The 12,632-nt window shown below is 70.6% G+C and carries 13 protein-coding genes and 1 tRNA gene; 5 read left to right on the top strand and 9 right to left on the bottom strand.

Translation table 11 applies throughout. The annotated features are described in order from the left end of the window. The first annotated feature begins 29 nt into the window (after positions 1–29). From IEY33_RS01100 to IEY33_RS01110, 3 genes are all read left to right on the top strand, one after another. On the top strand, positions 30–1,406 hold the full coding sequence (locus IEY33_RS01100) for a dipeptidase (protein ID WP_188960381.1): 1,377 nt from the start codon (positions 30–32) through the stop codon (positions 1,404–1,406). Then, positions 1,403–1,990 (top strand): phosphoribosylglycinamide formyltransferase, encoded by a 588-nt coding sequence (purN, locus tag IEY33_RS01105; RefSeq protein ID WP_188960382.1) that lies wholly within the window; start codon positions 1,403–1,405, stop codon positions 1,988–1,990. Before IEY33_RS01100 ends, purN begins: the two co-directional genes overlap by 4 nt. Before the next feature lie 138 nt (positions 1,991–2,128). Beyond that, positions 2,129–3,175, top strand: a complete 1,047-nt coding sequence (locus IEY33_RS01110) for a 3'(2'),5'-bisphosphate nucleotidase CysQ (protein WP_188960383.1) — start codon at positions 2,129–2,131, stop codon at positions 3,173–3,175. Between the two features lie 55 nt (positions 3,176–3,230). Here IEY33_RS01110 and IEY33_RS01115 read toward each other — a convergent pair. After that, positions 3,231–3,320: transfer RNA gene (locus tag IEY33_RS01115), tRNA-Ser, on the bottom strand. A gap of 294 nt (positions 3,321–3,614) precedes the next feature. Between IEY33_RS01115 and aspS the strand changes: the two genes are divergently transcribed. Continuing rightward, positions 3,615–4,931, top strand: a complete 1,317-nt coding sequence (aspS, locus tag IEY33_RS01120) for an aspartate--tRNA(Asn) ligase (RefSeq protein ID WP_188960384.1) — start codon at positions 3,615–3,617, stop codon at positions 4,929–4,931. Between the two features lie 143 nt (positions 4,932–5,074). Here aspS and IEY33_RS01125 read toward each other — a convergent pair whose 3' ends face one another. The 6 genes from IEY33_RS01125 to IEY33_RS01150 all read right to left on the bottom strand — a co-directional run bounded on the left by IEY33_RS01125 (position 5,075) and on the right by IEY33_RS01150 (position 10,568). Then, the gene (locus tag IEY33_RS01125; protein WP_188960385.1) at positions 5,075–5,749 is read right to left on the bottom strand and encodes a hypothetical protein; all 675 of its coding nucleotides are present in this window, start codon (positions 5,747–5,749) and stop codon (positions 5,075–5,077) included. A 105-nt stretch (positions 5,750–5,854) separates the two neighbouring features. Continuing rightward, positions 5,855–6,337, bottom strand: coding sequence for a hypothetical protein (locus tag IEY33_RS01130; protein ID WP_188960386.1), 483 nt, complete (start codon positions 6,335–6,337; stop codon positions 5,855–5,857). Positions 6,338–6,462: 125 nt separating this feature from the next. Further along, positions 6,463–7,764, bottom strand: coding sequence for a transcription termination factor Rho (gene rho, locus IEY33_RS01135; protein ID WP_188960387.1), 1,302 nt, complete (start codon positions 7,762–7,764; stop codon positions 6,463–6,465). Between the two features lie 287 nt (positions 7,765–8,051). Beyond that, a complete protein-coding gene (gene argR, locus IEY33_RS01140) occupies positions 8,052–8,513 on the bottom strand; it encodes an arginine repressor (RefSeq protein ID WP_188960388.1) in 462 nt (153 codons plus the stop codon). A gap of 69 nt (positions 8,514–8,582) precedes the next feature. Then, positions 8,583–9,863 carry a bifunctional phosphopantothenoylcysteine decarboxylase/phosphopantothenate--cysteine ligase CoaBC gene (gene coaBC, locus IEY33_RS01145; RefSeq protein ID WP_188960389.1) on the bottom strand — a complete coding sequence of 427 codons (1,281 nt, stop codon included), beginning with the start codon at positions 9,861–9,863 and terminating at the stop codon, positions 8,583–8,585. A 144-nt stretch (positions 9,864–10,007) separates the two neighbouring features. After that, positions 10,008–10,568 (bottom strand): RecX family transcriptional regulator, encoded by a 561-nt coding sequence (locus tag IEY33_RS01150; RefSeq protein WP_188960390.1) that lies wholly within the window; start codon positions 10,566–10,568, stop codon positions 10,008–10,010. Positions 10,569–10,769: 201 nt separating this feature from the next. On the opposite strand from IEY33_RS01150, the gene rpsT reads away from it, so the two are divergent. Continuing rightward, positions 10,770–11,054 carry a 30S ribosomal protein S20 gene (gene rpsT / locus IEY33_RS01155; protein ID WP_188960391.1) on the top strand — a complete coding sequence of 95 codons (285 nt, stop codon included), beginning with the start codon at positions 10,770–10,772 and terminating at the stop codon, positions 11,052–11,054. Positions 11,055–11,150: 96 nt separating this feature from the next. Here rpsT and IEY33_RS01160 read toward each other — a convergent pair whose 3' ends face one another. Both IEY33_RS01160 and IEY33_RS01165 read right to left on the bottom strand, forming a co-directional pair. Beyond that, complete coding sequence (locus IEY33_RS01160) at positions 11,151–11,516, bottom strand: hypothetical protein (RefSeq protein ID WP_188960392.1); 366 nt, start codon at positions 11,514–11,516, stop codon at positions 11,151–11,153. 57 nt (positions 11,517–11,573) lie between these two features. Next, positions 11,574–12,455, bottom strand: a complete 882-nt coding sequence (locus tag IEY33_RS01165; protein ID WP_188960393.1) for a DegV family protein — start codon at positions 12,453–12,455, stop codon at positions 11,574–11,576. Between the last annotated feature and the right edge of the window lie 177 nt (positions 12,456–12,632).

Here is a 12,632-nt window from a genome sequence, read left to right on the forward strand (position 1 = left end):
CCCGCGAGATTCGCTCTAGAATCTCCCGCATGACTGCCACCACCGACTTCCCCGAGTACACGCAGGACGCCCGCGCGCAGGCCGAGCAGGAACTCTTCACGCTGCTGCGCATCCCGTCCGTCAGTGCCGACCCGGCCCGCAGGGCCGACATGCGCCGCGCCGCCGAGTACCTGCAGACGAAACTCGCGTCGCTGGGCTTCACGGCCCGCGTGGACGACACGCCCGGCCACCCCGTCGTGTACGCCGAACGCCTCCAGGCACAGGGCAAGCCCACCGTCCTCATCTACGGGCACTACGACGTGCAGCCCGAAGCGCCCCTCGAGAAGTGGGAGACGCCGCCCTTCGAGCCGACCGTCCGGGACGGCCGCATCTACGCGCGCGGCGCGACCGACGACAAGGGCCAGGCGTACGCGCACGTGCGCGGCGCCGAACTGCTCCTCACGCAGGGCGAACTGCCGGTCAACGTGAAATTCCTGCTGGAAGGCGAGGAGGAGGTCGGCAGCCCCAACCTCGAACCGTACATCCGCGCGCACGTGGACGAACTGCGCGCCGACACCATCGTCATCTCGGACGGGTCGCGCTTCGCTCCCGACGTGCCCACCGTCACGTACGGCCTGCGCGGCCTGAGCTACGTAGAGGTGCACGTGACCGGAGCGAACCGCGACCTGCACAGCGGCAGTTACGGCGGCGCGGCCCCCAACCCCATCAACGCGCTCGCGCAGATCATCTCCTCCCTGAAGGACGAGCAGGGCCGCGTCACCATCCCCGGCTTCTATGACGGCGTGGACGAACTAACGCCCGCCGAACGCGAGATGTGGGCGGGCCTCCCGCACGACGACGCGAGCTTCGCCGCGAGCATCGGCGCGACCGCCCTGCCCGGCGAGGCGGGCTTCAGCACCCTGGAGCGCCTGTGGGCCCGCCCGACCCTCGACGTGAACGGCATCTGGGGCGGCTACCAGGGCGAAGGCAGCAAGACCGTCATCGCCAGCACCGCCGGAGCGAAGATCAGCATGCGCCTCGTGCCCGGCCAGGACCCGGAACGCATCACGCGCCTCATCCAGGCGTACCTGCCGACCATCGCCCCGGAAGGCGCGCAGGTCGTCGTGAAGGACCTGCACGGCGGTCAGCCCGTCCTGATCGACCTCGACAACCCCTACGTGCAGGCGGCCGGACGCGCGCTCGCGGCCGTGCACGGCAAGGCGCCCGTGTACACGCGCGGCGGCGGCAGCATCCCGATCGTCGCGGCGTTCCGCGAACTGCTGCACGCGCCCGTCGTCCTCGTGGACTTCGGCCTGAACGAGGACGCGCCGCACAGCCCCAACGAGAGCTTCGCGCTCAGCGACTACCACGACGGCGTCCTCACGAGCGCCCACCTGCTCCGGGAGATCTCCGGGGCGACCTCTTGAAGCTCGCCTTCCTCTCGTCGCACGGCGGGTCCGGCATGCGCGCCGTGCTGAGCGCCGTGCAGCGCGGCGAACTGCACGCCACGCCGGTCCTGTGCATCAGCAACAACTCCGGCTCGCCCGCCCTGACGCACGCGCGGGACGCGGGCCTGGACACCCTGCACCTGAGCGCCCGCCGCCACCCGGACCCGGCCGACCTCGACCGCGCCATGCTGGACGCCCTGCACGACGCGCAGGCCGACACGGTGGTCCTCAGCGGCTACATGAAGGCCCTCGGGCCTCAGGTGCTCGCCGCGTACCACGGCCGCCTCGTGAACGTGCACCCCAGCCTGCTCCCCAGTTACGGCGGGCGCGGCATGTACGGCGACCTCGTGCACACGGCCGTCCTGGCCGCCGGGGAGAGCGAGTCCGGCGCGACCGTGCACCTCGTGGAGGAAGGCATCGACGAGGGCCCCATCCTCGCGCAGCAACGCGTCCCGGTCCTGCCGGGCGACACGCTCGCCACCCTGCGCGCCCGCGTGATGGCCGTCGAGGGGCCGCTGCTCGTCGGCGCGCTGCGCGACCTCGGCGGGCACGCGCCGGACTGACACTCAAGCTCGGCTCGGTCACCCGAGCCGAGCACGAGTTCCCCAGCGGGGCGCCGGACAGTCCCGGCGCCCCGTCTGCATGCTCCGGCCCTCCCGCCGCCGGGGAGCGGGCTGTCCTGCACGCACTACACTGGTCCGATGACGAATTCAGCCGATTACACTCAGGAACGCCTCGTCGCGGAGGACCTCGCCCGGCAGGCGGGCGTCATCCTGCTGCACTACCGCCGCCACGGCTTCGAGGTGGAACTCAAGACCTCCCAGGACGACCCCGTCACCGTCGCGGACCGCGAGGCCAGCGAACTCATCGTGGCGGGCCTGCGCGCCGCCTTCCCGCACGACGGCATCCTGAGCGAGGAACTGCTCGACACCGACGAGCGCCTGGACCGCGAGCGCGTGTGGATCATCGACCCCATCGACGGCACGAAGGAGTACGTGGACGGCAAGCCCGACTACTGCGTCAGCATCGGCCTGAGCGTGCGCGGCGAGGCGGTCCTCGGCGTGGTGCTCGCCCCGGAGAACGACGAACTGTTCACCGGCATCGTCGGCCAGGGCGTCTGGAAGAACGGCGTCCCGGCAGGCTTCAGTGACCGCGCGCCGCAGCAGAGCGTGATCGCGGTGTCCGACACCGAGCACGAGCGCGAACTGCACGCCTACCCGCTGCCGACCATGCACCCGAGCGGCAGCATCGCCCTGAAGATGGCGCGCATCGCGGCGGGCGAGGCCGACGCGACCTTCACCATGTCGCCGCGCAGCGAGTGGGACATCGCGGCGGGCATGGCGCTCATCGCGGCGGCAGGCGGCACCAGCACGCGCCGCAACGGGACGACCATCACGCTCAACAACGTCCGGACGGACATCGGGCGCGGCCTGCTCGCCGGGCGGCGCGACGTGATGGACTGGCTGAAAGGCGAACTGCTGCGCCTGCACGTGCCGGAACAGGTGCATGCCGTCACCCCGGCGGACGACGTGTGGGCCATCGCGCCGCAGGACGCCCGTGACGGCGTGGCCGCAGGTCTGAAGCTGCACCTGCGGCAGGCGTCCGGCGAGCTGGTCGCGTGGGCGCTCGTGCGGCCCGGCGTGGACCAGAAGGGAGCGGTGCTGGCCCGCGAGGAAGGCGTCCCGAACCACGTCGCCACCCTCCGCAAGGACCTGACCCGCATCTACGGGCCGCTCACGCCCGCCTGACCGGAGAGCCAAAGCAGGCAGGCCCGCGACACTCGTTCGCGGGCCTGCTCTTGGTTGGCGGAGAGGATGAGATTCGAACTCACGGTACCGTTACCAGCACATACGCTTTCCAGGCGTACCCCTTCAACCACTCGGGCACCTCTCCACAATCCTGGCCGGTGTCAGCGCCTTGCGGCGTCTGTCTTCCGGAGCGGCTCAGGTTAGCGTACCTCCGCGCATCGCGCAAGCGCTCCGTCCGCCGCGCCCGCCGCCGCACCTCACGTCTAGCTCACGCCTTGACCCCCGGCGGGCCGCGCCGCTACACTCGCAGGCAATGAACACGGCCCGCAACGCCAATAACGACGATTCCCGGTAGGGGACGCCGTTGCCGTGTATCGCGCCCCCGCCCCTCAACGGAGCGGGGGCGTTCCCTTTCCCGCCCGCCGCCAGAAGGAGTCCCATGACCACCCCCGAAACGCCCGCGCAAGCCACCCACGCCCTCCCCCGCACCCTCACCCGCGACCTCGGCCGCCACGACGGGCAGCAGGTGCGCCTGCAGGGCTTCCTGCACGCCCGCCGCGACCTGGGCGGCGTGCAGTTCGCGGTGCTGCGCGACGTGAGCGGCGTCGCGCAGTGCGTCGGCAGCGGCCTGCACCTGCCCCTCCCGGAGAGCAGCATCGAGGTGACCGGCACCGTCAAGGCGCACCCCAAGGCGCCCGGCGGGTACGAGATCCAGATCACGGACTTCCGCGTGCTGAGCGCCGCCGTGCAGGCCAGCCCGCTCGAAATCCCGAAGATGGAGTGGAACGTCAACCCTGAGACCATGCTCGACTACCGCTACGTGTCGCTGCGCGGCCTGAAGGAACGCGCGACGCTGCGCGTGCAGGCGGAACTCGTGCGCGCCTTCCACGAGCACCTGAACGCCGAGGGCTTCACCGAGATCAGCACGCCGAAGATCGTCTCGGCCGGCGCGGAGGGCGGCGCGAACCTCTTCAAGCTCGACTACTTCGGCGAGCAGGCGTACCTCGCGCAGAGCCCGCAGCTGTACAAGCAGATCATGGTGGGCGTCTTCGAGCGCGTGTACGAGGTCGCGCCCGTGTACCGCGCCGAGGAGCACGCCACGAGCCGCCACCTGAACGAGTACCTCAGCCTCGACGTCGAGATGGGCTTCATCGACTCCGAGGAGGACGTGATGGCCCTGGAGAACCGCCTGCTCGTGAGCATCATGGCGCACCTGAAGGCCACCTGCGCCGCCGAGTTCGCGCTGCTCGGCGCGGCCCTGCCCGCCCTGCCGGACTTCATCCCGCGCATCCCGCTGATGGAGGCGCGCGAACTGGTGCACCGCGAGTACGGGCACGTGGTGGGCGGCAAGGACCTCGACCCGGAAGCGGAACGCCTGCTGTGCCAGTACTACCTGGAGCGGCACGGCAGTGACTTCGTGTTCGTCACCAAGTACCCGCGCGCCGCCCGGCCCTTCTACGCGTACCCCGAGGAGGGCGGCGAACTCACGCGCGGCTTCGACCTGCTGTTCCGCGGCATCGAGATCACGTCCGGCGGGCAGCGCATCAACGAGTACGAGATGCTGATGGACAGCATCCGCACGTACAAGCTCAACCCGGAATCGCTGGCCGGGTACAGCGAGGTCTTCAAGTACGGCATGCCGCCGCACGGTGGCTTCGCCATCGGCGCGGAACGCCTCACGGCGCGCCTGCTGGGCATCGCGAACGTCCGGTACGCCCGCGCCTTCCCCCGCGACCGCAACCGCCTCACCCCCTGATACGGTTGCTGAACTTTTGGAGTTCAGCCGAGCGGAACGCGAAGCCGCCGCCCGGCCGCGAGCATCAAAACCGTATGAGCAGCACGGAAAGCGCCCCCCACCGGTCATGGTGGGGGGCGCCCGTATGAAGTGTCAGTGCGGGATCAGAAGCGGTAGGCGAGGCCGATCTTGGCCTTGACGACGTTGGTGGGCTGGTTCACGAGGCTGTCGAGGTTCGTGTACGCCGCGCCGTCCGAGCTGGACACGGTGCCGCTGTTCGTGCCGTCGTTGTAGCTGATGGGGCCCGCGAAGTAGTGGTCGTAGCCGAGGTCGCCGGTCAGGCTGAGGTTGCCGGTGATGGCGTACCCGGCCGCGACGCCCGCGCCCAGGCCGATCTGGTTGGCGGTGTAGGTGGTCTTGCCGCCACCGTTGCCGAAGTCCGCGACGGCCTGGAACATGTTGTAGCGCGCGCCGCCGTACACGTAGGCGTTCACGCCGGGCACGGCGGAGGGCAGGTCGTAGGTGGCGTCGGCGCTGAGGGTGGTGCTGTGGCCGGACTCGCTGCCGCCCGCCTGCTTGTAGGTGCCCCAGGTGCCGAGGCCGAGGTTGGCGTCGTCGTTCAGGGAGTCGTTGACGCGGCTGTAGTCGGCGCCGACGCGGAAGCCGAAGGGACCGGCGACGTTCCCGGCGCGCAGCGTGATGCCGCCGCTGAGGCCCTGCTGGTACCCGCCGTTCAGGCCGAGTTCGACGTTGTTGAGGTTGGGGGTGTAGGTCTGCGCGCCAGCGGTGGCGAGGGTGGCGGCGACGACGGTGGCGGTCAGAGCGAGGAAGTTCTTCATGCCTTCCAGCCTGGGCCAGCAACATGAGTCGCTTCCTCAGAAAGTCTCACGGAGCCTTGAAGGACGGAACAGATGAACGTCAGGTCAACACGCCCGCCCTGTCCGTCAGAACGAGTACGTGAAGCCCGCGCGCCCCAGCAGCGGCCCCTGCCACACGGCGCTCACCTCCGCGAACAGCTGCGTCTGGCCGTTCAGTTCGTTGCTGAGGCCCGCCGTGACGCTGGGGCGCAGCAGCACGGGCCGCCCGAAGGTCAGGGACACGCCCGGCCCGGCGTACACGTTCCAGCTGGACGTGGACGGACCGACCGGCAGCACCGCCAGCAGCGAGCCGTCCAGGGCGTTCCGTGCGCCCAGGTCCGCCGTGACGCGGGCGTTCACGCCGAAGCCCGCCACGATGGTCGCGTTCAGGATCGTGACGGCCGGACTGAGGGACGCGCGGCCGTCCGTGCCGTACGCCCCGCCGAGCGACACCTGCAGCGCCTGCGCGTGCCCCACGCTGCCCAGCAGTGCCCCCAGCAGGGGCAGGGCGGCCACGAGGCAGCAGGAGGGGTGGCGGACGGACGGGAGGGGAGAGGAGTACGGAAGCATGACGCGCTCCAGCATGCCTGAAACACGTCAGCGCCGTGCAGGGGAACCGTTCACCCACCACAGGAGAACCCCGCCGGTCCGGGTGGACGCGGCGGGGTGGGCGGGCGGGCGGGCGGAACTCCGGGTTACCCTCCGGCGAGGGCGGACAGGAACTCCTGGTTGTTGCGGGTCTTGCCCATGCGGCCGAGCAGCATCTCCATCGCGTCGGCGGGATCCATGTCGCTGATGACCTTGCGCAGCAGCCACATCTTCTGCAGGGTGCCGGGGTCCATCAGCAGCTCCTCGCGGCGCGTGCCGGACTTCGTGATGTCCATGGCGGGGAACACGCGGCGTTCCTCCAGGCGGCGCGACAGCACCAGTTCGGCGTTGCCGGTCCCCTTGAACTCCTCGAAGATCACGTCGTCCATGCGGGAGCCTGTCTCGACGAGCGCCGTCGCGAGGATCGTGAGGCTGCCGCCGCCCCGGATGTTGCGGGCCGCGCCCAGGAAGCGTTTCGGCCAGTGCAGGGCGTTGCTGTCCAGACCGCCGGACAGGGTGCGGCCGGTGGGGGGCGTCACGAGGTTGTTCGCGCGGGCGAGGCGCGTGATGCTGTCGAGGAGGATCACGACGTCCCCGCCGTCCTCCACGATGCGCCGGGCGCGTTCGTGCACGAATTCCGCGACGCGCACGTGGTTCTGCGGCGGCTCGTCGAAGGTGCTCGCGATGACCTGCGCGCCCTCCACGCTCTCGCGGAAGTCCGTGACCTCCTCGGGGCGCTCGTCGACGAGCAGGACCATCACGGTCACGTTCGGGTAGTTGCGGACGATGCTGTTCGCGATCTTCTTCAGCAGCGTGGTCTTGCCGGCCTTGGGGGGCGCCACGATCAGCGCGCGCTGCCCCAGCCCGATCGGGACGAGCAGGTCCACCACGCGCAGGCTCAGGCCGTCGTCACGGCCCGGCTCTTCCAGCACCAGCTGCTGTTCCGGGAAGGTGGGCGTCAGGTCGTCGAAGCGGGGGCGCAGGCGGGCCGCTTCGGGCTCCAGGCCGTTGATCGCCTCGACGCGCACGAGCGTCCCGTAGCGTTCGTTCTCGCGGGGGGTGCGGGCGCGGCCGATCACCTGGTCGCCGGTCCGCAGGTGGTTCTGCTTGATGACGCCGGCCGTGACGAGCACCGTGCGCGATTCGGCGTCCAGCAGGTCGCGCTGCAGGAAGCCGTATCCGTCCGGCGCGATCTCCAGGTAGCCGCTCGCGAGGACCTGCCCGTCGCGTTCCGCCTGCCGCTCCAGGATGGCGAGGGCGAGGGCGTCCTTCTTGAGCTTGCGGTAGTGTTCGATGCCCATGCCGGCCGCAATCAGGTGCAGTTCCGGCAGGATCTTGTTCTGCAGGTCGGCGTAGTTGTAACTGTCGCCGGGGCTGTCGGGGGCGGGGCGGGAGCGCTGGTCGGTCATGCGGCACGCCCTTGCTGGGGTGCCGGTGGGGTGTGGGGGGTCATGGGGTCTCCTTGCGCCGGGGGCGGCAGGGGCCGCGTGCCCGGGCGGGGCAGGCGGTCGAGGGGGGAAGGACAGGGTCCTTGGTGTACAAGGTACGGTATGTCGGGCGGGTGGTGCCTCACCCGGGAACACCTGGTGCCCGGAGTGCCGGTCGCGCCGGGAGTAAAGATGCGGTGGAGGGTGCAGGTTCAGCATACGTCCGTCCGGTCGGCGCGCGCCAGGGGCAGACGACCGGGGAGCGGGGGTCAGCCGAGCATCATCTCGTTGAATTCCTCCATCAGCACCTCGCCGTCCTGCACGCTGCGCGCCACCACGAAGATGGTGTCCTCGCCCGCGATGGTGCCCACGATGTCGTCCCGCCGCAGGCGGTCGAGGAGCAGGGCCACGCCGGTCGCGTGCCCGTCGGCGGTGCGGATCACGAGGACGTTCTCGCCGCGGTCCACGTCCGTCACGAAGTTCTGGAAGAGGCGTTCGAGTTCCACCTGGGTGGTGTCGTGGTGGTTGACCTGCGCGAGCGAGTAGCGGTGGCGACCCTTGCCGACCGGGAGGCGCACGAGGCGCAGTTCGTTGATGTCGCGGCTGACGGTGGCCTGCGTGACCACGATGCCCTCTGCGCGCAGCCGGGCGACGAGCTCCGCCTGCGTGGCGATGCTGTCCTGCGCGATGATGTCCTGAATGCGGCGGTGCCGCTGGTCCTTGCTGAGCATGATGAATAGTTATACACAAATGGGCTGAATATGCAAGCGCTCATTCATGCCACCATGCCCCACGCCCACTCAGTCCCCGGGCAGCAGACGCACCGCCTCATCCAGCAACCGCCGCGCCACCTCCCGCTTCGACGTGCGCGGCCACGCCTCCCACGACCCGTCCGGCCGCACCAGCGTCACCTCGTTGTCGTCCCCGCCGAACGACGTCCCCTCCTGCGTCGGATAATTCAACAGGATGAAATCCGCGTTCTTCCGCTGCGCCTTCGCCGCCGCGCGCTCCACGCCCGCATGCGTCTCCATCGCAAAGCCTACCAGTACCCGGCGGCCCTTTTGTCCCCCCAGCTCCGCCAGGATGTCCGGATTCGGCACCAGACGCACCACCACCTCCTGCGCCACCTTCGCCTGCTTCTCCTGCGACTGCTCCGCCGCCCGGTAATCCGCGACCGCCGCCGTCATCACCACTACGTCCGCCCCCAGCGCCGCACCCACCACCGCGTCCCTCAACTCCAGCGCCGAATCCACCCGGCGCACCTCCATGCCCGCCGGGTCCGGCAGCGACACCGGACCCGACACCAGCACCACCCGCGCGCCCCGGTCCCGCGCTTCCTCGGCCACCGCGAACCCCATCTTCCCGCTGCTCGGATTGCTGATGAACCGCACCGGGTCCAGGTACTCCCGCGTCGGCCCGGCCGACACCACCACCCGCCGCCCCGCCAGATCCTGCACGCGCGGCCGCACCAGCGCCAGTGCCGCCGCCGCGATCGCCTCCGGCTCCGCCATGCGCCCCAGCCCCTCCCCCTCGCCGCTCGACCCGAACGCCCCGTACTCCGGCCCCAGGAACCGGTGCCCGAACCCGCGCAGCACCGCCACGTTCGCCTGCACCGCCGGATGCGACCACATCCGCTCGTTCATCGCCGGGACCCACAGCACCGGCCCCGGCACGCTCAGCAGCGTCGCGCTCGCCAGGTCGCTCGCCCGCCCCTGCGCCGCCCGCGCCAGCAGGTCCGCGCCCGCCCCCACGCACACCGCCACGTCACACCGCGCCAGCGTCAGGTGCTGCGCGGACGGCTGCGGCACGAACCACGACTCGTCCGTCGCCACCGCGTCGTCCGCCGCCGTGCTCAGGCTGAGCGGCGTCACGAACGCCAGGGCCGCCCGCGTCGCGATCACCCGCGTCCGGAAACCCGCCTCCCGCAACCGCCGCAGCGCCGACGGCGCCTTCACGGCCGCCATGCTGCCCCCCACGATCACCAGCGCCGTCGGCCGCGCCCCCGGAAACGCCGCCTCCACGGACGACCGGGCAGGGGAGGACTCGGGATGGACAGGCGCGACATCGGGACCGGAACTCATCCCCCCAGTCTAAACGAGCTGCCAGACCGCCCCACCCCGCCCAGGCACCCCGGTCGCCCGGGGACGCGAACGGAGCCGAACGGGCGTCCAGGCCCCGCGCCCCCGCCGCACCTCACGCTCAGGCCGGACCGGACGAACGCCGGATCACTCCTCCAGGTCCCCGCCCCACCCCTCCCCGTCCATCTCCAGCACGTCGCCCGCCTCCGGCATGTCCTTCAGCAGCGACCAGATCAGGCCCGGCGCGTACCCCCGCCGCACCAGGAACGCGAACGCCCGCCGCTTCGGGTCCGGCGCCCGCAGGAACCCCGGCCAGCGCCGCGCCAGCAGCTGCCGCGCCTCCAGCACCTCCACCTCCGGATCCCGCGCCTCCAGCACCTCCTCGATCAGCGCGCCCGCCACGCCCCGCTGCCGCAACTTCTGCCGCACCCGCCCCGCCCCCACCCCCGGCCGCCGCGCCTCCGACAACGCCACCTGCTCATCACTCAGGTACCCCAGCTCCCGCACCCGCCCCAGCACGCCCTCCACCAGTGCCGCGTCCTCCGAGCGCCGCAGCATCCGCGCCCGCAGTTCCGCCTCGCTCAGCGCCCGCTGCCCCAGCGCACGGAACGCATACATCAGCAGCGCCTCCCGCACCTCCTCCGGCGACCGCGCCCGCTGCGCCCCCACACTGCCCTCACCGTCACGCCGTTCACGACCACGCCTCATGCCCGCATTCTCCCACCCGCCCCCCGGCACTTGCCCACACCCGCCACACCCTGTACACTTCATAAGTTGCCTGTACCGCAGGCACACCTGCACGGCACCCGCCACGCAGGCCGCGCACGGAGGCCAGCGCGCCCCCCTGACGCTCGCGTTCCCGCCCGCCCGGCAGGAACCGCCCCGCCCACGCGGGAGAAGGAGACCATCATGGCCTTACGCCACAAGTCCGCCCAGAAACGCCACCGCCAGAGCCTCAAGCGCCGCGCCCTCAACCGCAGCCGCAAGAGCACCATCAAGACCTTCGTCAAGAAGGCCGTCGAAGCCGCCCACCTCAGCGCCGACAACGCCGCCGAAATGCAGCGCAAGGCCGAGAGCCTGATCGACAAGGCCGCCAAGGGCAGCACCATGCACCGCAACACCGCGGCCCGCAAGAAGAGCCGCCTCGCCAAGCGCATCAACAAAGAAGCCGCCGCGCAGGCCGCCCAGAAGTAACCAGACCCCACCACAATCAGAGGAGCGGCACCCATACACGGGGAGCCGCTCCTCTTCTGTCAGGTGTGAACGGCCTCTCACCGTCCGGTTTCCCTGTCAGCGCTGCACCTTGATGTCGAGTGTGCCGAAGTAGTCAAGGTACGTGATCTTCAGCTGGTACACGCCGATCTTGTCCTTGTTCGCCATCCTGATCCGCCAGTGGCCTTTCGGGCACTGCTGCCCGCCCACCTGCTCGCCTTCCGGGCTGATGAGGCGCAGGATCACCGTGCCGGAGCGTGACGTGCATTCGCCCTCGACATCCACTCCGGCGCTGCCGTTGAGGTACGAGTAGCTCGTCTCGCCGGTCACGTTCCACATGCGCGTGTTGTTCACGGTGACCAGCCCGAGCTTGATGCCGCCGTAGTGGTAGATGAGCCCGATGGTGGTGGCGAGCAGCAGCAGCAGGGCAACGAGGAATCGCATGTTGAGTCACACTTTAGCGGGTCGGGTGCGTCTTGTGTACGGACGTTGCCGGGCGCGTCAGGGTGTGTCGGTGGGGGAGACCATGAAGCCGTACGTGCCGGGGCCGACGTGCGCGCCGATGACGCAGCCGAGCAGCTGAAGGCGGCCGCGCCTGACCTGCAGGGAGGAGCGTTTCACGGCGTTCTGGAGGTCCTGCAGGCGTTCCGGGTCGCGCCCCGCGTGATACACGGTGACGTTGACGGGCCGGCCCTGCGCGTGCTGTTCGAGGTGCCGGACGAGGTCCTGTTCGGCGGTGTTCACGCGGACGCGGCGGCGCGCGGCGATGCTGCCGTTCTCGAAGCCGAGGACGGGCCGCATGCCGGTCAGGTTGCCGAGGACCAGCGCGGCGCGGGAGAGGCGGCCGCCGCGCTGCAGGTATTCGAGGTTCGGGACCACGAATTCCGCGTGGATGTTCCCGCGCAGCGTTTCCAGGGCCTGCGTGGCCTGCTGGACGCTGAGGTGCCGGTCGCGGTGGCTGGCGGCGGCGATGAGCAGCTCGGCGAGTCCGGCGGACGCCATGCGCGAGTCGAAGACGGTGACGCGGTCGGCCGCGCCGAGTTCCTTCGCGGCCTGCCGGGCGTGCCCGGCGGTGTCGGAGATGCTGGCGGACAGGTGGAGGCTGAGCACGTCCCGGCCCGCGTCGAGGTGGGGGCGGTACGCGCGCATGAAGGCCTCCACGCTGGGGGGTTCGGTGGTGGCCTGGTGGCCGGCGCGCATACGGTCGTAGAGGGTTTCCGGGTCGAGTTCCGTCCAGTCCTGGTAGCGGCGGCCCTGCAGGGTGACGGTGAGGGGCAGCGAGGTGACGTTCATGTTCCGCAGGTCTGCCGGGCCGAGGTCGCAGGTCGAGTCGGTCACGAGCGCGAAGCCGGTGTCGGCCGCGGGGCGGGTGGGGGTGGTCATTGGCTGCATGATGGGCACGTGCCTGAAGGGCCGCCATGACCTTTTTCACGCTTCCCTCACGAATGCCTGTCCGGGGTGCCGGATTGCGCGCCGCGAACACCGGAACTGACGACGGACCGCTATACTCCGCACCCGATGCTCACTGACCACCTGTCCACCCGTCAGCCTGCGGCCCGC

The sequence above is a fragment of the Deinococcus aquiradiocola genome (assembly GCF_014646915.1).
Lineage (GTDB): Bacteria > Deinococcota > Deinococci > Deinococcales > Deinococcaceae > Deinococcus > Deinococcus aquiradiocola.